At 64.5% G+C, this 20,153-nt stretch carries 20 protein-coding genes and 1 riboswitch; of the genes, 4 read left to right on the plus strand and 16 right to left on the minus strand.

All coding sequences use genetic code 11. The features are described 5' to 3' along the window. Window positions 1-141: 141 nt before the first annotated feature. Genes cobA through cbiE form a run of 5 tightly spaced genes read right to left on the minus strand, consistent with a single transcriptional unit; the run spans window position 142 to window position 4,531 of the window. Window positions 142-861, minus strand: a complete 720-nt coding sequence (gene cobA, locus AC6GQJ_RS15420) for a uroporphyrinogen-III C-methyltransferase (RefSeq protein ID WP_500769830.1) — start codon at window positions 859-861, stop codon at window positions 142-144. Beyond that, on the minus strand, window positions 858-2,183 hold the full coding sequence (locus tag AC6GQJ_RS15425) for a cobyrinic acid a,c-diamide synthase CobB (RefSeq protein WP_500769832.1): 1,326 nt from the start codon (window positions 2,181-2,183) through the stop codon (window positions 858-860). The genes cobA and AC6GQJ_RS15425 overlap by 4 nt, the downstream gene beginning before the upstream one ends. Beyond that, complete coding sequence (gene cobM / locus AC6GQJ_RS15430) at window positions 2,176-2,970, minus strand: precorrin-4 C(11)-methyltransferase (protein WP_500769834.1); 795 nt, start codon at window positions 2,968-2,970, stop codon at window positions 2,176-2,178. The genes AC6GQJ_RS15425 and cobM overlap by 8 nt, the downstream gene beginning before the upstream one ends. After that, window positions 2,967-3,335 carry a cobalamin biosynthesis protein gene (locus AC6GQJ_RS15435; protein ID WP_500769836.1) on the minus strand — a complete coding sequence of 123 codons (369 nt, stop codon included), beginning with the start codon at window positions 3,333-3,335 and terminating at the stop codon, window positions 2,967-2,969. The genes cobM and AC6GQJ_RS15435 overlap by 4 nt, the downstream gene beginning before the upstream one ends. Next, window positions 3,332-4,531 carry a precorrin-6y C5,15-methyltransferase (decarboxylating) subunit CbiE gene (cbiE, locus tag AC6GQJ_RS15440; protein ID WP_500769838.1) on the minus strand — a complete coding sequence of 400 codons (1,200 nt, stop codon included), beginning with the start codon at window positions 4,529-4,531 and terminating at the stop codon, window positions 3,332-3,334. The genes AC6GQJ_RS15435 and cbiE overlap by 4 nt, the downstream gene beginning before the upstream one ends. Between cbiE and AC6GQJ_RS15445 the strand changes: the two genes are divergently transcribed. After that, window positions 4,530-5,282, plus strand: coding sequence for a cobalt-precorrin-6A reductase (locus tag AC6GQJ_RS15445; RefSeq protein ID WP_500773947.1), 753 nt, complete (start codon window positions 4,530-4,532; stop codon window positions 5,280-5,282). The two genes, cbiE and AC6GQJ_RS15445, sit on opposite strands and share 2 nt — an antisense overlap. Here AC6GQJ_RS15445 and cobJ read toward each other — a convergent pair. The 7 genes from cobJ to AC6GQJ_RS15480 are packed head-to-tail and all read right to left on the minus strand — an operon-like array spanning window position 5,258 to window position 13,246. Next, window positions 5,258-6,007 carry a precorrin-3B C(17)-methyltransferase gene (cobJ, locus tag AC6GQJ_RS15450; RefSeq protein WP_500769840.1) on the minus strand — a complete coding sequence of 250 codons (750 nt, stop codon included), beginning with the start codon at window positions 6,005-6,007 and terminating at the stop codon, window positions 5,258-5,260. The two genes, AC6GQJ_RS15445 and cobJ, sit on opposite strands and share 25 nt — an antisense overlap. Next, the gene (locus AC6GQJ_RS15455; protein ID WP_500769842.1) at window positions 6,004-6,738 is read right to left on the minus strand and encodes a precorrin-2 C(20)-methyltransferase; all 735 of its coding nucleotides are present in this window, start codon (window positions 6,736-6,738) and stop codon (window positions 6,004-6,006) included. The genes cobJ and AC6GQJ_RS15455 overlap by 4 nt, the downstream gene beginning before the upstream one ends. Continuing rightward, a complete protein-coding gene (locus tag AC6GQJ_RS15460) occupies window positions 6,735-7,364 on the minus strand; it encodes a precorrin-8X methylmutase (protein WP_500769843.1) in 630 nt (209 codons plus the stop codon). Before AC6GQJ_RS15460 ends, AC6GQJ_RS15455 begins: the two co-directional genes overlap by 4 nt. A gap of 4 nt (window positions 7,365-7,368) precedes the next feature. Next, on the minus strand, window positions 7,369-8,481 hold the full coding sequence (locus AC6GQJ_RS15465) for a ferredoxin-like domain-containing protein (protein WP_500769845.1): 1,113 nt from the start codon (window positions 8,479-8,481) through the stop codon (window positions 7,369-7,371). A gap of 29 nt (window positions 8,482-8,510) precedes the next feature. Then, window positions 8,511-11,795: a cobaltochelatase subunit CobN gene (gene cobN / locus AC6GQJ_RS15470; protein ID WP_500769847.1), complete on the minus strand. Its 3,285-nt coding sequence runs from the start codon at window positions 11,793-11,795 to the stop codon at window positions 8,511-8,513. 17 nt (window positions 11,796-11,812) lie between these two features. Further along, complete coding sequence (cobW, locus tag AC6GQJ_RS15475; protein WP_500769849.1) at window positions 11,813-12,868, minus strand: cobalamin biosynthesis protein CobW; 1,056 nt, start codon at window positions 12,866-12,868, stop codon at window positions 11,813-11,815. A gap of 3 nt (window positions 12,869-12,871) precedes the next feature. Beyond that, on the minus strand, window positions 12,872-13,246 hold the full coding sequence (locus AC6GQJ_RS15480; protein ID WP_500769851.1) for a DUF1636 family protein: 375 nt from the start codon (window positions 13,244-13,246) through the stop codon (window positions 12,872-12,874). 90 nt (window positions 13,247-13,336) lie between these two features. Further along, window positions 13,337-13,543: riboswitch (cobalamin riboswitch) on the minus strand. A 152-nt stretch (window positions 13,544-13,695) separates the two neighbouring features. Here AC6GQJ_RS15480 and cobO point away from each other — a divergent pair. From cobO to AC6GQJ_RS15495, 3 genes are read left to right on the plus strand one after another with little or no spacing between them, the layout of a single operon-like run. After that, window positions 13,696-14,304 (plus strand): cob(I)yrinic acid a,c-diamide adenosyltransferase, encoded by a 609-nt coding sequence (gene cobO / locus AC6GQJ_RS15485; RefSeq protein ID WP_500769853.1) that lies wholly within the window; start codon window positions 13,696-13,698, stop codon window positions 14,302-14,304. 1 nt (window position 14,305) lies between these two features. Continuing rightward, entirely contained in the window at window positions 14,306-14,587 is a 282-nt protein-coding gene (locus AC6GQJ_RS15490; protein WP_500769855.1) for a YrhK family protein, read from the plus strand. After that, window positions 14,584-16,029 (plus strand): cobyric acid synthase, encoded by a 1,446-nt coding sequence (locus AC6GQJ_RS15495; RefSeq protein ID WP_500769857.1) that lies wholly within the window; start codon window positions 14,584-14,586, stop codon window positions 16,027-16,029. The genes AC6GQJ_RS15490 and AC6GQJ_RS15495 overlap by 4 nt, the downstream gene beginning before the upstream one ends. 12 nt (window positions 16,030-16,041) lie before the next feature. Here AC6GQJ_RS15495 and AC6GQJ_RS15500 read toward each other — a convergent pair whose 3' ends face one another. The 4 genes from AC6GQJ_RS15500 to AC6GQJ_RS15515 all read right to left on the minus strand — a co-directional run bounded on the left by AC6GQJ_RS15500 (window position 16,042) and on the right by AC6GQJ_RS15515 (window position 19,881). Further along, a complete protein-coding gene (locus AC6GQJ_RS15500; protein WP_500769859.1) occupies window positions 16,042-16,842 on the minus strand; it encodes a transglutaminase family protein in 801 nt (266 codons plus the stop codon). Window positions 16,843-16,849: 7 nt separating this feature from the next. Beyond that, window positions 16,850-17,791, minus strand: coding sequence for an alpha-E domain-containing protein (locus AC6GQJ_RS15505; protein WP_500769861.1), 942 nt, complete (start codon window positions 17,789-17,791; stop codon window positions 16,850-16,852). 3 nt (window positions 17,792-17,794) lie between these two features. Next, a complete protein-coding gene (locus AC6GQJ_RS15510) occupies window positions 17,795-19,222 on the minus strand; it encodes a circularly permuted type 2 ATP-grasp protein (RefSeq protein ID WP_500769862.1) in 1,428 nt (475 codons plus the stop codon). Window positions 19,223-19,425: 203 nt separating this feature from the next. Beyond that, a complete protein-coding gene (locus AC6GQJ_RS15515) occupies window positions 19,426-19,881 on the minus strand; it encodes a MarR family winged helix-turn-helix transcriptional regulator (RefSeq protein ID WP_500769864.1) in 456 nt (151 codons plus the stop codon). Between the last annotated feature and the right edge of the window lie 272 nt (window positions 19,882-20,153).

Consider the following 20,153-nt stretch of genomic DNA (forward strand, 5'->3'; position numbering starts at 1 on the left):
CAAGTCTGGAAGCGGCATTTGACCCACCGGATCGACCGCATGTGGCACCGCGCAAACACAGCTCATTCCGGTATGCGCCTCTTTTGGCCAGAAATACTGCGGGGGTGCGCCTCGAAGAGGCAAGGGGGCTGGCCCCCTCTGCTAGCCCTCCGCCAGCGCGCCATAGAGGATCAGCGCGGGCGCATCACTCACCGCGTTTTCCAGCCGCGCCGATAGGGCGGCAATATCCATGCGGTGCAGCGCTTGGGCAGGGGTGCTGACCCCTTCGGCCAGCAGCGCAGGCGTCTGCGCGGGCAGGCCTGCCTCGATCAACATGCGGGCAAAGGCGGGAAAGGTCCGCTGGCCCATGAATACCACCGTGGTCGCCTGCGCATCGGCCAGCGCGGCCATATTCAGGTCTTCGGGCAAGGCTCCTCGTACATCGTGGCCGGTGACAAACTGCACCCTGCGCGCGGTCAACCGCCGCGTCAGGGGGATGCCCGCCGCCGCCGCCGCGGCGCAAGCCGACGGAATGCCCGGTATGATTTCATAGGAAATGCCCGCGCCTTTCAGCGCCTCGATCTCTTCCTCCAGCCGTCCGAATGTGCCGCCATCGCCGGATTTCAGCCGCACGATCCGCTGGCCGGTCAGCGCATAATCGACCAGCAACTGGCTCACATGGTCCTGCTTGGGTGACGGGCGGCCCGCCCGCTTGCCCACCCCGACCAGGTCGGCACCGCTGCGCGCATGGCTCAGGATCGGGCCGGAGCTGAGGTCGTCAAACAGCACCGCATCGGCCCGCTTCAGCCGGTCCACCGCCTTGAGGGTCAGCAGTTCCGGATCACCGGGGCCGGAGCCGACAAAACTGACAAAGCCGCTCATGGGGTCTCTCCGGTGATCAGGTGGAAGAACGTGCCGCTGACATGGCCCTTGTGGGATCCGGTTTCGAGCACAGGGTTGCCGTCAGCGTCAAAGACGTTGGCCAAGGGTGCGTCTGGCTGCTCAAGGATCGAGGAATAGTGGAATTCGTGCCCGCGCAGTGCCGCGCCGGTCGCAAAGCCGGGCAAGGGGGCGGTTAGTTCGGCCCGACGATACCCCAGATGGAATTTGCGCTTTTCATAGCTGGTAACAAGGTTCAGCAGACCGGCCATCTTATGGTGCACGCCGTCCTTGTCGATCAGCGCCGCCCCCAGTGCCATGTAGCCACCGCATTCGCCGTGCACAGGTTTGGTCTGGGCAAAGTCGCGCAACCCCGTCTTGAAATTCTGCGCTGCCGCCAAGGTGCCCGCATGCAGTTCGGGATACCCTCCGGGCAACCAGACAAGGTCAGCGCTCGGGTCGGGGGCCTGATCGGCCAGCGGGGAAAATGGCAGGATTTCAGCGCCCTTTGCGCGCCAACCTGCCAGAAGGTGCGGATAGGTAAAGGAAAACGCCGCATCGCGCGCCAGTGCAATGCGCTGTGCGGGCGGTGCGGGAAGCGGATGTGCAGCGCGGGCAGGGCCTGATTGTGCGGCATCGCGCAGTGCGCCCAGATCGACATTCTCGCGCAGGAAGGCGGCATAGCCCGCAATCGCGCTTTCCAGATCGGGGTGCTCGACCGCCTGTATCAGTCCCAGATGGCGTTCAGGCAGTTTCAGGTCACCGCGTCGCGGCAGCGACCCCAGAACCGTGACGCCCGCCCGTTCCATCCCCAGACGGGTCAGACGCTCGTGGCGCGGACTGGCGACACGGTTCAGGATAACGCCCGCAAAAGGCAGGTCGGGATTGTACATGCGAAAACCGAGCGCGGTGGCAGCAGCCGATTGCGCCTGTCCGCCCACGTCGATCACCAGAACCACGGGCCAGCCCATGGCCAGTGCCGTCTCGGCGCTTGAGCCGAAACCGGACTGCCCGCGTGTTGCCACCCCGTCAAACAGGCCCATGGAGCCTTCGGCGACACAGATATCCGCGCCTTCCATTTGCGCGGCCACGCCGTTCAGCAGCCCCTCGTCCATCGCCCAAGTGTCAAAGTTGAACGACGCCCGTCCCGCCGCAGCCATGTGAAAGGCTGGGTCGATGTAATCCGGCCCCGATTTATAAGGCTGCACCACCAGCCCGTCATCGCGCAGGGCGCGCAACAGTCCCAGCATCACCGTGGTTTTCCCCGTTCCGGAGGCAGGGGCCGAGATCATGAGACCCGGTGGGGGCGTTGTCGCCTCAGTCATCGCCATGGCTCCAGCTTGCCCACGGGCTTTCCGCGCTCATCGGGCGGTAGCGGCGGTCGTAATCGGGCGCGTAAAGGCAGCTTTCGTCAAAATCCTCGGCCCCTAGGGCGCGGCCAACGAGGATCAGCGCCGTGCGCGAGATGCCGTCGTCCATCGCGTCTTTCAGCGTGTCGAGCGTGGCGTGGATGGTCCGCTGGTCTGGCCAGCTTGCGCGATAGACCACCGCGACGGGGCAATCGCCGCCATAAGCGGGCGACAGGTCGGCCACCACGCGGTCCAGATTGCCGATCGACAGGTGGATGGCCAGCGTCGCGCCCGTGGCCGCAAAATTGGTCAGGGTTTCGCCCTCGGGCATGGACGACGCCCGCCCCGGTGTGCGGGTCAGCACCACGGATTGCGCAATGCCGGGCAGGGTCAGTTCCGCGCCAAGGGCCGCTGCCGCCGCGCTGAACGACGGCACACCGGGTGTCACGCTAAAGGGGATGTCGGCGGCGCGCAGGCGGCGCACCTGTTCGCCCATCGCGGACCAGACCGACAGGTCGCCCGAATGCAGGCGGGCGATGTCGTGCCCTTTGGCATGGGCGGCGGTGATTTCCTCCATGATCTGGTCAAGGTCCATCGCGGCGGTGTTCACCACGCGCGCATCCGCGGGGCAGTGACCAAGGATCGCCTCGGGCACCAGCGATCCGGCATATAGGCAGACGGGCGAGGCGGCGATCAGGTCGCGCCCGCGCAGGGTCAGAAGGTCGGGCGCGCCGGGGCCGGCGCCAATGAAATGGACGGTCATGTGTCTGCTCCTTTTGCGATGGCGCAGGTCGCCATGCGGTCGTCGGAAATACGGCGGGTCACGATCAGGGTGGCCCCTGCGCCAGCGGCGGCAAGCGCGGCAGCCTCGGCCACGGAGCCTGTGTCGCGATGCATCTGGCTGATGGTGGATCGGGTCTGTGTTTGTTGCGCGGCAAGGCGGTCTTTCGGCACGGGATGGATGCCTAGAGTTAGGGCGTCAGCCAGTGCACGCATAGGCGCTTGCGCGGCCTTGTCCGCAGGGGCCGCAAGCACGTCGATTGTGTCCGCGTGTCCCGTGGCGGCCAGTGCGGCGCGGAGGCTATCCACGCTGGCACGGCTGGTGAATCCAAAGCCTGCGACGATCACAGCGTGACCTCCCACTGCACCACGGGATAGGATGCGGACCAGCCGCGCTTGGGGCCAAGCGGCTTGACCTGCGACGTTTCGATCCGCGCCAGCGCGCCACCACGACGGGCGTGCCACGTGGCAAGCAGTGCTTCGCCTTCAAGTGTCACCGCATTGACCACAAGGCGCGGCGCGATGGCGGTCACGTCCTCCAGCATCTCGTGCGACAGCCCGCCGCCGATGAACACGGCGTCTGGCGTGTCCAGTCCGGTCAAGGCCTCGGGGGCCGCGCCGATCACAACGCGCAGGCGGTTTTCGACGCCAAGGTTTTCGGCGTTCTGGACAATGCGCGCGGCGCGGTCGTCACGCGGCTCGATACAGGTGGCGCGGGTGGTGGGATGGGTCAGCAGCCATTCAAGCGCGATGGTTCCCGAACCGCCGCCGATGTCCCACAAATGCTCGTAAGGTTTCGGCGCAAGGCTCGACAAGGTCACGGCACGTACCATGCGCTTGGTCATCTGCCCGTCGCTGGCAAAACGCGCATCGGCCTGCCCGCTGGCCACGGTCAGGGCAGGGCCGTCGCCTGCGACTTCGATGGCGGCGCAGACGGGGTGGCCGAAAGTGCCGGAGAGCGCATCGGCCCGCATCGCTGTTACCCGCTGTGACGGGCCGCCCAGATTCTCGAACACGGTCACGGTGCTGGTGCCAAAACCTTGATCCGTCAGATAGTCCGCAAGGGAGTGCACCGCCGCGCCGTCGCGCAAAGTCACGATCAGGCGCATTCCCGTCGCGAGATGACGGCGCAGGCGGGCCATGGGCGCGGCGTGCAGACCAAGGCAGGTGACGCCCTCAATCGCCCAGCCCAGATGCGATGCGGCCAGCGCGAAACAGGATGTGCCAGAAATCGCCACCCATTCACCCGCCTCATACCGGCGTGCGATCACCGACCCCGCCCCGAACCATAACGGATCGCCGGAGGCAAGAACAACAACCCGCTGGCCGCGCAAACTGTCCAGAATGTCCAACCCGTCGGCAAAGGGTACCGGCCACGGGATGCGACGCGCTTGGGGGGCGATGGCGTCGCCCAACAGGTCCAGATGGCGCGGCGGGGCCATGATCACCTCGGCACGGGCCAGCGCGTCTTGACTTCGCGCGGATAGCCCTGCACGCCCGTCCTCGCCAATTCCAATCAGGGTAAGCCACGCCATGTCAGCCATCGCGCCCAACCTTCTGATCCTCGCAGGCACGACCGAGGCCACAGCATTGGGCCAAGCGGTGGCCGCTGCGGGGCTGCACGGCACGGTCAGCTTTGCCGGTCGGGTCGAGCGGCCCAAGCGCCAGCCGTTGCCGCAGCGCATTGGCGGTTTTGGCGGGGTTGAGGGACTGCGCACCTATCTTGAGGCGCACCAGATTTCCCATGTGGTTGATGCCACGCACCCCTTCGCCGCACAGATGAGCCGCAATGCGGTCGAGGCTTGCGCACAAGCGCAAGTGCCGCTTATCGCGCTGACCCGAGCATCGTGGTCGCCACAGACCGGTGATGACTGGATCCGCGTGCCTGACATAGCAGGGGCGGTTGCCGCGCTTGATTCTGCACCCGCCCGCGTGATGCTGGCCGTCGGGCGCATGCATTTGCAGGAATTCGCGCCCAACCCGCAGCATTTCTATCTGCTGCGGCTGGTCGACCCGCCAGCCAGCCCGCCGCCATTTCCCGACCATCATGTCGTGGTGTCGCGCGGGCCGTTCACCCATGATGATGACCGCGCCCTGATGGAGGCGCATGGCATCGACCTTGTCGTGTCGAAAAACGCCGGTGGCACGGGGGCTTACGCCAAGATTTCGGCCGCGCGCGCCTTGGGCCTGCCCGTGGTCATGATCGACCGCCCGATGATCCCGCCGCGCACCGAAGCCGACAGCGTTGCACAGGTTATGGCGTGGCTGGGTCACGACACGGACCTCGGCGTATAGACGATCGGGGCAGCGCCCGTGTCGATGATGCGGGTGCGGGACGATCCGACGATGACCATGGTGCGCATGTCGGCCATGTCGGCTGTGGTGTCCTGCAACGGGACGACGTTGATCGTTTCGTCGGGCGTCGACACGGCGCGGGCAAAGATCACGGGCCGGTTGTCGGCGCAGGCCGCTTTCAGGATTTCCAGCGTACGCTCAAACCCTTCGGGGCGCGATTTCGAGCGTGGATTGTAAAACGCCATGGCAAAATCGGCCTGCACCGCAAGGCGCAGGCGCTGTTCGATCACGTCCCACGGCTTGAGGTTGTCGCTGAGGTTGATGGTGCAGAAATCATGGCCCAAGGGCGCCCCCGCCCGCGCCGCCGCCGCCAGCATCGCCGTGATGCCGGGCAGGACGCGGATGTCGAGGCCGCGCCAGTCATCGGGGCCGTCCTCCAGAGCTTCGAACACGGCGGCGGCCATGGCAAACACGCCCGGATCGCCCGAAGACACCACCACCACATGCCGTCCCGCCGCCGCCATTTCCAGCGCATGGCGCGAGCGGTCGATTTCCACGCGGTTGTCGCTGGCATGCAGGGTCAGGCCGTCGCGCGGCGCGACGCGTGCCACATACGGGATATAGCCGACCACATCGGTGGCCTGCGCCAGTGCCGCCGTCACCTCTGGCGTGACCAGTGCGTCCGATCCGGGGCCAAGCCCTGCAATCACCAAGGCACCGCTCATGGTCTGCGCCCCTGTCCATGCACCACGATGATCGAGAAATAGGGCGTTACCTTGCCCTCCGCGTCCGAGAGTTTCTGCACGGTCTGGTTTGGCATGGTGGCATATTCGACCAGCCACGCGGCGTCGTATTTTCCCGCAGCGCGCAAGGCGCGGCAGACCTTGTCGATATTGCGCCCGATCTTCATGATGACGAGCGCGTCGGCGTTGGCCATATTGCGCGTCAGCGTGTCCTCGTCCAACGTGCCCATGAGAACCGACAGGATGTCGTCGCCCCACGTGATCGGCGCGCCCGTCGCGGTCCATGCGCCGGACATGCCGGTGATGGCTGGCACGACCTCGACCGTAATGTCGTCCTTGAGGCGGGTATAAAGGTGCATGAAAGAGCCGTAGAAAAACGGATCGCCCTCGCACAGCACCACGACATCCTCGCCTGCGTCGGTGAGCATACGCAACCGTTTGGTGCAGTCTGTATAGAACCCGCTGAGCGCAGAGTTGTAGGCCGGATCGCTGAGCGGGATTTCCGTGGTGACGGGGTATTCCATCGCGATCTCAACGGCTTGCGGATCTAGCAGCCCGTCCGCCAAGGTGCGCGCCTGACCCGCGCGCCCCGCCTTGCGGAAGAAGGCGACGTGGCGGGCATTGCGCACCAATCGGTCGGCCCGCACGCTCAGTAGGTCCGGATCACCCGGTCCAAGGCCAACGCCATACACGGTTCCGTATGTGCCGCTCATTCCTTACGGCTCGCAATCGCATTCACGGCGGCAACGGTGATGGCGCTGCCGCCCAAGCGGCCCTTGACGATGCAGCATGGCACAGGCTGGTCGGCCCACAGCGCGTCTTTGGATTCCACCGCGCCGACAAAGCCGACGGGGCAGCCGATGATCGCGGCAGGGCGCGGGCATGCGGGGTCTTCGAGCATGTTGAGAAGGTGGAACAGGGCGGTGGGCGCGTTGCCGATGGCGACCACGGCCCCGTCCAGATGCGGACGCCACAGTTCCAGTGCAGCAGCCGAACGGGTATTGCCCATCTTGGCGGCCAGCGGGCGCACCGCGTCGTCATGCAACGTGCAGATCACCGCGTTGTCGGCAGGCATGCGGGCGCGCGTGATCCCTTCGGACACCATGCGCGCATCGCACAGGATGGGCGCGCCGTTTTCCAGTGCTGCACGGGCCGTGGCGACAAACCCGTCCGAGAAATGGCAGTACTCTTCCAGCCCGACCATGCCTGCGGCGTGGATCATGCGCACGGCCACCTGTTCCTCGTCCGGTGCGAACCGCGACAGGTTCGCTTCGGCACGGATGGTGGCGAAACTTTGCAGGTAAATGGCCGCGCCATCGGTTTGGTATTCATAGGGCATTCTGTCAGGCCTTGCGCGTCAAGAGGTCGGTCGCGGACAAGCCGCGCAGCTTTGGCTGATCCCACGGATGGCCCTGTTTCACAAGGTCATACGCGCCGTTTGACCCCACAAGCGTGGTGTCGCAGGGGCGCGGGTGGGCACAGCCCTTGGCGCAGCCCGACACATGCAGGCCGCGGTGATAAAGGGGGGCGAGTTCGCGCGCGAGGGCGCGCGTTTCAACGCTTGCCTGCGGGCAGGCGGGCGCGCCGGGGCACGCGTGTGCGGCCAGAACCGGATCGCTCGAGTCGGTGACATAGCCGTGGGGCGCGCAGTCTTGCGCCCCTTCGAGCACAAAGATGCGCCAAGGGGTGACGCGCATGGCTGTGGCTTTGCTGTCCGTGACCAGTGCCGACAGGGTGCGGGCATCAAGGCTGCCGAACGGGGCGCCAAAAGCGCGGCCTAGTGCCGATTTGCTGACGCCAAGGGGCTGGCCCGTGGCACAGGGCGCGTCTGTGGCCCACGCTGGCGGCGGGGGGGTGTTGGCCACGTGGGCCTTCATCCGCTTGGCCTGCACGCCGCCGGTCTCGCAGAACCACCGCGCCATTTCGACCAGCGCATCGACCGCTGTGTCAGGTGTTACGCGCCGCCCCTGTGCCATGCCATCAAGGCGCAAGATCAGTGTGCCATCGGTGCCAGTCTCGAATCGGAAATCGGCGGAGTTTTCGGTCAGTACGGGTTGGTCACTTGCATCCAGTGCGATGCCCATCTTGGCCGGAAGGTCGGGCAACTCGGCCAGTCGTGCACAGATCGACGCATGCAGTTGCGTGTTCACATCGCCCGCACGCCACAACGGGGTCATCAGGATATTGCGGCGGCGTTCCAGTGCGGGCGTGGCATCCAGCAGGTCCAGCGCCAATAGGGCGTCCAGCACGTCCTGATGCGCCGCCTCTTCAATGCCGCGCAGTTGCAGGTTGGCGCGGCTGGTCAGGTCGATGATCCCGTTGCCAAAGCGCAGTGCCGTGTCGCACAGCCCAAGCAGTTGTGCCGCGCTTAGCTGCGCCATGGGCGGGCGCACGCGCACAATCAGCCCGTCGCCCGACATCATCGGCGTATGGGCGCCGGGGCACCAACCTTTCACGCTGGGACTTTGGTTGCTGTTGTAGGCGGTCACTGCGCGGCCTCCAGCGCGGCACGGATCGAGTTGCGCCGCGTTTGCCACAGCCCCGCGGCGGCCAATGCGGCGAACTGGTCCACCATTGCGGCATAGGCGGCGGGATTGGCGTCTTCCAGAAAGGCCGAGACTTGCGGGTCGCCCAAAGTTGCCTCGTGATAGGCGTCAAAAAGATGTGGCTGTACCACGCCCGCCAGATGCGCGAACGCGGCCATATGGTCCAGCGTTGCCGCAATCTCGGCCCCGCCACGGAACCCGTGGCGCATCATGCCTGCTAGCCAGTCAGGCTGGATGGCGCGGGCCTGCACGACGCGGGCTATCTCTTCGGGCAGGGACCGTGCGCGGGGGCGGGTCGGGTCGGTGCTGTCCAGATGATAGAGCGCGGCAGACCCGCCTGTGATCGCTTGGGCGGCGGCAAATCCGGCCTCGTGCGCGGCGTAGTCCGAGGCAAGTAATACGTCGGTTTCGGGCAGGTCTTGCAGGTGCACAAAGCTGTCGGCTTGCGCCACGCGGGCGGCGATCCCTTCAGCGTCTCGGGTCGCGTCGACCCCGTCCAGCGCATAGGCGCTGGCGGCCAGCCATGCGCGCCCTGCGGCGGCGCGGCTTTCGTCGGTAAAGGTTTCAAGATCCGCGCCCATGCCAAGGCCGAAACTGCCCGGTTTCGGGCCGTAAACGCGTGGCGTCGCGGCGCGGCCCGCATAGGGGTTCCAGTCCGATGCCTCGTCCCGCGCACTCAGCGCGCGCACCGCTTGTGAAAACAGCGCCGACAGAGTGGGGAACACATCGCGGAACAGGCCGGACACGCGCAAGGTCACATCAAGGCGCGGGCGGTCTAGGTCGGTGATGGGCAGTACCTCGATCCCCGACACACGTTCTGACCCTTTGTCCCACACAGGGCGCACGCCCAGCAGGTGCAGGGCCATGGCGAATTCTTCGCCCGCGGTGCGCATGGTGGCCGATCCCCACAAATCGACGATCAGTCCACGGGGCCAGTCGCCCTCGTCTTGCAAGTGGCGGCGCACCAGTTCCTCGGCCAGCTTGACCCCTTGGGCATAGGCGGCGCGGGTCGGCACAGAACGCGGGTCGGTGGTGAACAGGTTGCGCCCTGTGGGCAGCACATCGCGCCGCCCGCGATAGGGTGATCCCGACGGCCCGCCCGCAATCCGTTTGCCGTTAAGCGCGTCCAGAAGGGCGTCACGTTCGGCCTTGATCGACGGGGCCATATCGGCACCCATATCCACAGGTCCACCGCGCCCCCAGATGTGCAGACCGTCGCCGAACTGGCTTTCCTTGATGTCACAGACAAAGCGGTCGATGCGGGTGATCGCCTCGGCCGTCGAAGTGGCGCGGTCAAGGCCCAGATCGTCCTCGACGCCCAAAGCCTGCGCCTCGGCACGGATATCGTCCTGCAGGCGGTCGCGGCGTTTCGGGTCCAGCCCGTCGGCATTGGAAAATTCGTCGAGCAATGTCTCAAGCCGCACAAGGCGATCAGGGGTATCGCTGACCTTCATTGGCGGGGGCAGATGGCCAAGGGTCATCGCGCCGATGCGCCGTTTGGCCTGTGCCGCTTCGCCCGGGTCGTTGACGATAAAGGGGTAGATGACAGGCGTCGCGCCGATCAGTGCCTCGGGCCAGCACGAATCCGACAGGGCCACCGACTTGCCCGGAAGCCATTCCAGCGTGCCATGCGCGCCGATATGGATCAGCGCCTGCGTTTGGCTGCGCATCCATAGGTAAAAGGCGACGTATTCATGGCGCGGCGTGCGCGACAGGTCGTGATAGTCGTCATCGCGTGCCTCGGAGAAACCGCGTTCGGGTTGCAGCGCGATGGTGACGTTGCCGCGCTGTAAGGCGCGGAAATGGAATTGACCGTCAGGGGCGGCATCGCTCGGGTCGCCCCATTCTGCCGCCAATTCGTCCTGCAACGCGGCGGGCAGGGTTGCCAGCGCGGCGCGGTAGGCCTCAAGCGGCCACGTGATGGTGTCGGCGGCAAGGGCCGCGTCCAGTGCGCCCTGCGCTGGTGCAACCGAATAGCCTGCCTGTTCCAGATCGCCCAAAATCGCCTCGGCCGAGGCAAGCGCATCAAGGCCCACCGCATGGGCCATGTTCCAGTCCTTGCCCGGATAGGTCGACAGCACCAAGGCCAGTGTGCGCGCCGCCGCAGGGGTCGCGGCCAGATCACACCACGCCTTGACGCGGTCGGCCACGGCCTCCGAACGCTCGGTATCGGCCTTGTGCGCATAGCGGGCGAATTGCAGATGATCGTCCCGTGGCTGAGGTTCCTTGAACGAGGTGACGCCCGCGAACAAACGGCCATCGACCTCGGGCAGGACCACGTGCATTGCCAGATCGGCAGGGGACAGGCCGCGATCCGCCTCGGCCCACATGTCGCGGGTGGATGTGGCCAGTGCCACCTGAAATACAGGCACATTGCCCGCGTCCAGCGGCGAGGTGCCGTTCTTGCCTTTGCCGGAAAAGGCGGTGGCGTTCACGATGGCGACAGGGGACAGGTGCGCGATCTGCCGTGCCATCCACGCGGCGGCATCGGGGGCTTTCAGGGACGGCGCAAACAGGCCCAGCACCGCAAAGCCGCGCGCGCGCAAGGCTTCGAACAGGGCGGTGATTGGGGACAGGTCCGCCGCCGCCAGATAGGCGCGGTAGAAGGTGACGATCACCAGCGGTTTGGGGTCGTCTGCCATGATGACAGGGCAGCTGACCCCGTGTTCGGGCATCCACGCGCCGACCATCGGCAGCGCTTTGGCCCCTTGCACCGGCCCCGCATAAAGGCCTGAGGCAAGCGCCAGTTGTGCCAGTGCCGCTTGGGCTGCGACCGCGCCGCCGGTGTCGCACAGATGGGCCAGACGGCGCAGGGTGGACACGGGCAGGGTCGACATCTCGTCCAGCCGCGTGTCAACGCGCCCGTCCGCAGGCAGCACCGCGAGTGCGATGCCCTTTTCCTGCGCCAAGGCGCGCACCTGCTGCAAGCCGTAGGACCAATAGGGCACGCCGCCGATCAGCCGGACCAGAATGCCCCGCGCCCCCGCCAGCGTCTGTTCGACATAGGTGTCGACGGACAGCGGGTGTTTCAGCCCCACCAGATTGGCCAGTCGCAGCGTCGGCATCTTTCCTTCGGGCCCACCCCCACGGTGCCAGCCCGCGCCAAACGCGCCCAGATCACTGTCCGAAAAGGACAGGACCACCAGATCGGCGGGCGTCTGGCCCAGATCGGTCGGTGTCTCGGTCTCTTCCAGACCATGACTTTCGCGAAAGACGACGTGCATGGGGTGACCCTTGGGGTTTACTCGGCAGCTGCCGCAGTCTGGACCAGCGCGGCGCGGATCGCGTCCGTGTTTACGTCGTCATGTTCGGCAATCACGACCAAACGGCCCTGACGCGCCTCGTCCGGCCCCCACGGGCGGTCGTATTGGTGACGCACGCGCGCACCCACGGCCTGCACCAGCAGACGCATCGGTTTGCCCGTGACGGCGGCATAGCCTTTGATGCGCAGGATGTTCTGCGTCTTGGCCATCGCTTCGATGCGGGCCACCAGATCGGCGGGGTCGCCGACCTCGGGGATGTCGATAATGACGGATTCAAAGTCGTCATGTTCGTGGTCGTCATGGCCGTCGTGATGGCTGGGGCGGGCGTCCATGTCATCCTCGGCAGCAGCGTTAAGGCCAAGGATCACGCGCGGGTCGACCGCGCCTTCGGCCACTTCGACCACCGGCAGGGGGCGGGGCGTTTCGGCAGCGATGATCGCCTTGGCTTTGGCGATGCCTTCGGGGCCTGCAAGGTCGGGTTTTGTCAGCAGGATGATGTCGGCGCAGCTGATCTGGTCCTCGAACACCTCGGACAGGGGCGTTTCGTGATCCAGACTGTCATCGGCCAGACGCTGCGCATCCACACGCGCCACATCGGGCGCGAACCGGCCTGCGGCAACGGCCTCGGCATCAGCCAGCGCGATGACACCGTCGACGGTGATGCGGCTGCGGATATCGGGCCAGTCGAACGCCTTCAGCAGCGGCTTGGGCAGGGCCAGACCGGAGGTTTCGATCAGGATATGTTCGGGCTGCGGGTCCAGCGCCATCAGCGCCTCGATCGTCGGGATGAAATCATCGGCCACGGTGCAGCAGATACAGCCGTTTGCCAGTTCCATGATGTTTTCCGCAGGGCAGTCGGGGATGGCACAGGATTTCAGGATCTCGCCATCGACGCCGACATCGCCGAATTCGTTCACGATTACCGCCAGACGCTTGCCTTGGGGGTTCTGCATCAGGTGACGCACCAGCGTCGTCTTGCCCGAGCCGAGAAAGCCGGTGATGACGGTGACGGGGATTTTGTTCAGATTTGCCATGGTTCAGGACTCCTGCGGGGGGATGCGGGCGATGCAATTCTTGCGGAAATGTTCGGGGCGGGCGCGCCACGGGACCAGCCCGTCAGGCGTGTCGGCATAGGCGGTGACACCTTCAACGACGGTGTCCACATGTTCGGATTCCAGAAGGTTGCCATAAACGTATGTCCAGCGCGCCGCGCCGCCGCGAATGGCGACGGAACAGCCCGAGGAACAGTTCGACAGGCATTCGACAGCCTTCAGTGTCACATGGTCGGGCAGCTCGCGGCTGGCCAATGCGGCATGCAGCACCTCGCCCGGGCGGGTGCCGCCTTCGGGCACTTCGGTCTCGCGGCGGCACTTGGTGCAGACCAGCAATTCGACAGGGGCCAACTGGCTCATCCCATGGTTCCTTCGACAGGTGGGCAGGGGCAGGATGGCGGGCGGCAAAAGCCATAACGACCCGACACCCAGAAACACCCCGTCCGGTTTCGTCATTCTCTCGCGCTGGCAGGTCTCCCGGCTTGCGGATATCAGGTTTCCCTGTCGGTGCCCTGCCTTCCCGACCTGAAGGGCCAGTGGCTATGGGCGACCTCTCCGGTCACGGTCGCGGGGGCGGCTGCGTTTAGGGCGATTGGCCCGTTGCATTCCCTTTTCACCTACATCACGGATGCAGGCACCAGCGCATCCCTAGTGCGCGTCGCAAAGGACCGAGTCAAGCGTGATCGCTGCCTGTGCAGGGCGCAAACGCCGGCCTTGCGCAGCGTCAGCGCGGCAATAGCTGGGCGCTAAGAACACTGGTGCGCGCGGCAATTCCGTGGCACCAACAGCCCCGACAAAAGGAGAAGCCCATGGACGACGTCACCGAACGCCACAACGCCAAGATGAAAAAGATCAAGGCCGCCCGCGACAAGATGATGGAAACCAAGACCGAGGAAAAAGGTCTGATCATGGTCCATACCGGCGCGGGCAAGGGCAAGTCGTCGTCAGGGTTCGGCATGATCATGCGCTGCATCAGCCACGGCATGCACTGCGCCGTGGTGCAGTTCATCAAGGGCAACTGGGACACGGGAGAAAAGACGTTCCTGCGCACCCGTTTTGAGGATGAGTGCCGCTTTTTCGTTTCGGGAGAAGGGTTCACATGGGAAACGCAGGACCGTGACCGCGATATCATGGCCGCCAAGAAGGGCTGGGAAATCGCCAAGGAACAGATCCTCGACCCCGAAGTGGAATTTGTGCTGCTGGACGAAATCAACATCGCCCTGCGCTATGACTACCTGGACATCGACGAGGTGGTCGATTTCCTGCTGCACCAGAAACCGCAGATGACCCATGTGGTTCTGACAGGGCGCAACGCCAAGCCCGAGTTGATCGAGGCGGCGGATCTGGTGACCGAGATGACGCTGGTGAAGCACCCGTTCCGTGACGGTGTGAAAGCGCAAAAAGGCGTGGAGTTCTGAGATGAATCTGGAAGCCGCGTCTTTCGTTGATCGCAGCCACCCAACCAAGCGTCACGCCGAGGTCTACGGCTTTTACGAACGGCTTTATACGGTCATCGACCTTAGCGCGGGCATTCTGTTCCTGATCGGGTCCATTCTGTTTTTCAAGGAATCGACAACCTACGCGGCCACATGGCTTTTCGTGCTCGGATCGGTCCTGTTTGTGGCGCGCCCGCTGTCCCGCTTTGCCCGCGAATTCCATATCGCGCGCTTGCCCTTGCCCGGGGATGATGACGACGCATGACCGCCCTGATGATCCAAGGCACCGGGTCGAATGTGGGCAAGTCCATGTTGGTGGCGGGCATATGTCGGGCGGCGCTGCGCCGTGGCCTGTCTGTGGCGCCGTTCAAGCCGCAGAACATGTCGAACAATGCCGCTGTCACGGCCGATGGGGGCGAGATCGGGCGCGCACAGGCGTTGCAGGCCATTGCCTGCGGGTTGGCGCCGCATACGGATATGAACCCCGTCCTGCTCAAACCCGAAACGGACGTGGGCAGTCAGGTGGTGGTGCAGGGCAAGCGGCTCGCCACGGTCAAGGCGCGGGACTATGCCGCCCTCAAGCCGCAATTGATGGCGCCCGTTCTCGAAAGCTTCAACCGTCTGAAATCGCAATATGATCTGGTGATGGTCGAGGGCGCGGGCAGCCCTGCCGAGGTCAACCTGCGCGCCGGTGATATCGCCAATATGGGATTTGCCCGTGCCGCCGGATGCCCCGTGATCCTGACCGGCGACATCGACAGGGGCGGGGTGATCGCGCAGGTCGTCGGCACGCAGGCGGTGATTGACCCCGACGACGCGGCGATGATCGCGGGCTTTATGATCAACCGCTTTCGCGGCGATCCGACGCTGTTCGACGACGGCTATCGCTTGATCGAACAGCATACCGGCTGGCGCGGTTTCGGCGTGGTGCCGTGGTTCGATCAAGCGTGGAAACTGCCTGCCGAGGATGCGCTGGATATTGCGACGCCAGTGCGCGATCAGGGGCTGCACATCGTCTGCCTGAAACTGTCACGCATCGCCAATTTCGACGATCTTGACCCGCTGGCACAGGAAAGCGGCGTGCGCCTCACGATGTTGCAAGCGGGCCAGCCGTTGCCTGCGGATGCGGATGTGGTGATCTTGCCCGGCAGTAAATCGACCCGTGGCGATCTTGCCTTTTTGCGCGCGCAGGGCTGGGACGAAGACGTGCGCGCCCATGTGCGCCGTGGCGGTCATGTGCTGGGTATTTGTGGTGGTTTCCAGATGCTTGGGCATGTGGTTGCGGACCCTGACGGTATCGAAGGACCGGCGGGGCAGACCCAAGGCCTTGGCCTGCTGGATATCGAGACGGTGATGACGGGGGACAAGCGCCTGACCGATGTGGCGGCGGTGCACGCGCCCACGGGGCAGGCGTTTGACGGGTACGAAATCCATATCGGGCGCAGTGACGGCCCCGACCGCGCGCGCCCCTTTGCCCATGTAGACGGGCAGGCCGAAGGCGCGATCAGCGCGGACGGGCGCGTGGCGGGCAGCTATTTGCACGGCATGTTTGCCGATGACGGGTTCCGGCGCGCGTGGCTGTCGGGCTTTGGCGTGGCTGGCGACGACGCGTCCTATCGCGGGCAGGTCGAGGCAACGCTTGATGCGCTGGCCGACCATATCGAGGCCCATGTGGACCTGAATGCACTGCTGGCCTGTGCCCGATAGGGACGGCGGCAGTTACTGTTGCTGGACCTGAAGGGCGACAGACATGGTTTCGCCCGCATCCCCCATCCGCAATCCAAGGATCGGGGCCGCGCCGCGATAGTCCAGCCCCGTGGCAACCCGCACATAGCGCGCATCGGGGCAAATGCTGTTCGAGACATCAAAGCCGACCCAGCCCAAGCCCGCCACATGTGCCTCGGCCCATGCATGGGTGGCGTCCTGTTCGATCCGGTCGTCCATCATCAGATAGCCCGACACATAGCGCGCCGGAAAGCCGAGGGCGCGGGCGGCGGTAATGAACACATGGGCGTGGTCCTGACAGACGCCGTGCCCGACTTCCATCACCTGTTCTGCCGTCAGGTCAGAGGCGACCTGATCCGTCGAATAGGGCACCATTTCAAGCACATGCGCGCTGAGCGCGTGCAGGATTTCCAGCGGCGTGCCTTCTGTGGGGGCCGACGCGATCAGGGCGTCGATGGCGGGTCCGCGTGTGGTCAGGTCGGTGCTACGCTCAAACAGCCACAGCGGCACATAACCGCCCTGCGGTCCCACGACGCCTGCCTGATCCTCGACCTCGACCGTGCCACGGCAGATGATCTCGATCTCGGTCTCGCCGGGGGTAAAGCTGACAAGATCCACGGCGTTGGCATGTTCGTCCTCAAAGGACACCTCGACATGGCCGCCGCGCACTTCGATGTCCCAATCCACGATCACCTGTCCGGGGCGGGATTTGGGCCGCAGGCGCACCTGTTGCAGCGCATAGGGCACCGGCGCGTTGTAGGTGTAGTGGGTTTTGTGCTCGACCCTCAGTCGCATGTTTTGGTCACTCGCTGAATCTGTAATCGATTTCGATCTGGCGACCCAGTTCCGCGCTGTCGCGCAGGAAGTCCCCGATGAATTCGTGCAGGCCGTATTCGAAGATGGCGCTCATGTCGTGGGTCTTGAACCGCGCGCACAGCGCATCCGACAGGGCATGGCAGGGGTGGCGCGCGTTATATTCCTGCGCCAGAAAGCCAAGGTTTTCCCCGATCTTGCCATAGCAGAACGCAAGGCTGCGGGGCAGGCGGCCATCCAGCACCAGAAAACGCGCAATCGCCATCGGATCGGTCTCGCCCTCGTGCAGGGTCTGATAGGCGCGGGTGGTCGAGGTGGCGCGCAGGATTGTGTCCCACTGCACATTGTCCGACGCACTGCCGACCAGCCGCACGGAAGGCAGCAGGATATAGTATTTCTGGTCCAGAATGCGCGCCGTGTTGTCGGCCCGTTCAAAGAAGGTGCCGATGCGCCCGAAATTGTAGATGTCGTTGCGCACCATCGACCCGTGCGAGGCGCCGCGCACAAAGGCAGTGCGCTGGCGGATGATTTGCAGCACTCGGGGCAGGTCGCGGTCATCGACCGGATTTTTCAGCAGTTCCTTGAGGACCATGTAGCATTCGTTGACCGCCTCCCAAACCTCGCGGGTGAGGGCGGTGCGCACCACGCGCGCGTTGACGCGGGCCGCTTCGACACCGGCCAGAATGCTGCCCGGATTGCCCGGATCGCGCAGCAGAAAGTCGATGATCCGCTGCCCGTTGGGCGCGCCATGCAGCGAGGTGTAAAGATCGTTCAAGCCGGTCGAGGACAGGATCGCGGTCCATTCGCTTTCGGCGGCGCTTGATCGGGTGAGCGAGATGCGCAGCCCCGCGTCGATCATCCGCGCTGTATTTTCGGCCCGTTCGAGATAGCGGAACATCCAGAACAATCCGCCTGCTGTTTTGCCAAGCATGTTCTAGTCCTCCAGCACCCAAGTGTCCTTGGTGCCTCCACCTTGTGACGAGTTGACGATCAACGACCCTTCGGTGAGCGCGACGCGGGTCAGACCGCCGGGCATAATCTCGATCTTGTCGGGCGACATCAGCACGAAGGGCCGCAGGTCCACATGGCGCGGCGCAAGGCCCGCTTCGGTTAGGATCGGCACCGTAGACAGCGCCAGCGTCGGTTGTGCGATGTAGTTTTCGGGATGCGCGGTCAGTTTGGCGCTGAATTCCGCGATTTCCTTTTTCGACGCCGCAGGCCCCACGAGCATCCCGTACCCGCCTGAACCATGGACCTCTTTGACCACCAGTTCGGACAGGTTGGCCAAGACGTATTTCAGGGTTTGCGGGTCCGAACAGCGGTGCGTCGGCACGTTTTTCAGGATCGCCTTTTCGCCCGTGTAGAATTCGACGATGTCCGGCATGTAGCTGTAGATCGCCTTGTCATCGGCAATCCCCGTTCCGGGGGCGTTGGCAATGGTGATCCCGCCCGCGCGATACACATCCATGATGCCCGGCACGCCCAGCATCGAGTCGGGGTTGAAGTTCAGCGGATCCAGATAATCGTCATCGACACGACGATAGAGCACATCGATGGGCTTATAGCCTTCGGTGGTGCGCATCGCGACGCGCCCGTCCACCACCCGAAGGTCATGACCCTCGACCAGTTCGGCGCTCATCTGGTCGGCTAGAAAGGCGTGTTCGTAATAGGCCGAGTTGTGAATGCCAGGTGTCAGCACCGCCAGCGTCGGCCGCCCGTCGCAGGCCGAAGGCGCACAGCCCGACAGGGACCGGCGCAACGAACGGGGGTACTGGCTGACCGAGCGGACTTTGACCTTCGAGAACAGCTCGGGGAACATGTGCAGCATCGTCTCGCGGTTTTCGAGCATATAGCTCACCCCCGACGGCGTGCGGGCGTTGTCCTCAAGCACAAAGAATTCGTCATCCCCCGTGCGCACCAGATCGGTGCCGACAATATGGGTGTAAATATCACCGGGCGGCGTGACGCCGATCATCTGGGGCAGAAAGGCGTCGTTGCGCGCAATCATCTCGGCAGGGATGCGACCGGCGCGCACGATTTCCTGACGGTGGTAGATGTCGTGCAAAAAGGCGTTCAGCGCGCGCACCCGCTGTTCGATACCACGCGACACCAGCGCCCATTCGCGCGCGGCAATGATGCGCGGCACAAGATCGAAGGGGATCAACCGTTCGGTCGCGTCTGGGTCGCCGTAGACGTTGAATGTCACACCGATCAGGCGAAACAGCGCTTCGGCCTCTTCGGATTTTTGCAACAGGCGGGCGTTGTTTTCGCCCTCGAACCATTTGCAATATTCTTGGTAGGGCGCACGGGGCGTGCTGCCGTGGCCTGTCATCTCGTCGAAGTATTTTGGACTCTTTGGCATACACCTAACCGTGCACATTAACTTGCGTCCTGCAACCTGATCCCACTTCTGGATCATTTTGGTGCACAGCCGCGATTAAAAATAAGGCAGTTGTTTTGGCGCGGATCGCGGGCGTGATGCGGGGCGGGGAAGGGGCAGGAAAAACTGTCGTGTTTGGCGCGGGTTGCGGGGCACAAGCCGCCCCTCGCAGCGCGCAAGCAGGATCAGAAATCGCGGCGGGCGGCGGCGCGTTCCAGCTTGTCCAGCACCTTGTACATGACCTCGATCTCGGTCTCATCCAGTTCCGCCATCAGGTTGCGCTGGCGGGCCTGCATCAGCGGCAGGATCACCTGATAAAGGGCCGCGCCTTTTTCGGTGGCGCGCAGGATGCTTTGCCGCTGGTCATCGGGATCGGCGCGCGCCTCAAGGTAGTCTTTGGCGATCAGGCTTTTGACCGCGCGGCTGACCTGCGCCTTGTCGATCTGTCCGTCGCGGACGATCTCGGCCATGGTGCTTTCGTTGTGGTCCTCAACCAGAATCAGAACCCGCCATTCGGTCTGGCCGATATCGCTGTGCACCCGCAGGATGTGCTGGGCCTGCGCATTGATCTGCGCCTGCAAACGGGTCAGCCGGTATGTAAGAAAAGATCGCAGTCTCAGCGGGGCGGGTTCGGTATTCATAACTAATTTTCAACTCTAATACTGAATGCCGTTGACGGGTCAACGGAATCATCGTCGGTCTTTAACGGGGGAAGGGCGGTAATAACAAGGGAACCGATGGCGCGTTTGCGCATATTACCCCACACTTACGCGCACAATTAGCCGGCGCGTGACAGGCCCGCGCACGCCACGGGGCGGTAAATGCGGGCGGGCTCGTGCGCTCGAATAGGCCCTGTGGTGTGGCGGTGACCGCTGGACCTATCGCCGTCGATGCGGGATGCTTGCGCCCAGAC

This window comes from Tateyamaria sp. 7Alg 36 (assembly GCF_059882455.1).

Coding starts and splice junctions, on each gene's coding strand:
- cobN (WP_500769847.1), bottom strand. CDS start 11,795: ATGCACGTCGTCTTTCGCGAAAGTCATGGTCTGGAAGAGACCGAGACA.
- cobO (WP_500769853.1), top strand. CDS start 13,696: ATGGACGACGTCACCGAACGCCACAACGCCAAGATGAAAAAGATCAAG.
- cobA (WP_500769830.1), bottom strand. CDS start 861: ATGAGCGGCTTTGTCAGTTTTGTCGGCTCCGGCCCCGGTGATCCGGAA.
- AC6GQJ_RS15455 (WP_500769842.1), bottom strand. CDS start 6,738: ATGAGCGGCACATACGGAACCGTGTATGGCGTTGGCCTTGGACCGGGT.
- AC6GQJ_RS15480 (WP_500769851.1), bottom strand. CDS start 13,246: ATGAGCCAGTTGGCCCCTGTCGAATTGCTGGTCTGCACCAAGTGCCGC.
- cobM (WP_500769834.1), bottom strand. CDS start 2,970: ATGACCGTCCATTTCATTGGCGCCGGCCCCGGCGCGCCCGACCTTCTG.
- AC6GQJ_RS15500 (WP_500769859.1), bottom strand. CDS start 16,842: ATGCGACTGAGGGTCGAGCACAAAACCCACTACACCTACAACGCGCCG.
- AC6GQJ_RS15425 (WP_500769832.1), bottom strand. CDS start 2,183: ATGACTGAGGCGACAACGCCCCCACCGGGTCTCATGATCTCGGCCCCT.
- AC6GQJ_RS15460 (WP_500769843.1), bottom strand. CDS start 7,364: ATGCCCTATGAATACCAAACCGATGGCGCGGCCATTTACCTGCAAAGT.
- cbiE (WP_500769838.1), bottom strand. CDS start 4,531: ATGGCTGACATGGCGTGGCTTACCCTGATTGGAATTGGCGAGGACGGG.
- cobW (WP_500769849.1), bottom strand. CDS start 12,868: ATGGCAAATCTGAACAAAATCCCCGTCACCGTCATCACCGGCTTTCTC.
- AC6GQJ_RS15495 (WP_500769857.1), top strand. CDS start 14,584: ATGACCGCCCTGATGATCCAAGGCACCGGGTCGAATGTGGGCAAGTCC.
- AC6GQJ_RS15505 (WP_500769861.1), bottom strand. CDS start 17,791: ATGCTTGGCAAAACAGCAGGCGGATTGTTCTGGATGTTCCGCTATCTC.
- AC6GQJ_RS15515 (WP_500769864.1), bottom strand. CDS start 19,881: ATGAATACCGAACCCGCCCCGCTGAGACTGCGATCTTTTCTTACATAC.
- AC6GQJ_RS15490 (WP_500769855.1), top strand. CDS start 14,306: ATGAATCTGGAAGCCGCGTCTTTCGTTGATCGCAGCCACCCAACCAAG.
- cobJ (WP_500769840.1), bottom strand. CDS start 6,007: ATGAGCGGTGCCTTGGTGATTGCAGGGCTTGGCCCCGGATCGGACGCA.
- AC6GQJ_RS15510 (WP_500769862.1), bottom strand. CDS start 19,222: ATGCCAAAGAGTCCAAAATACTTCGACGAGATGACAGGCCACGGCAGC.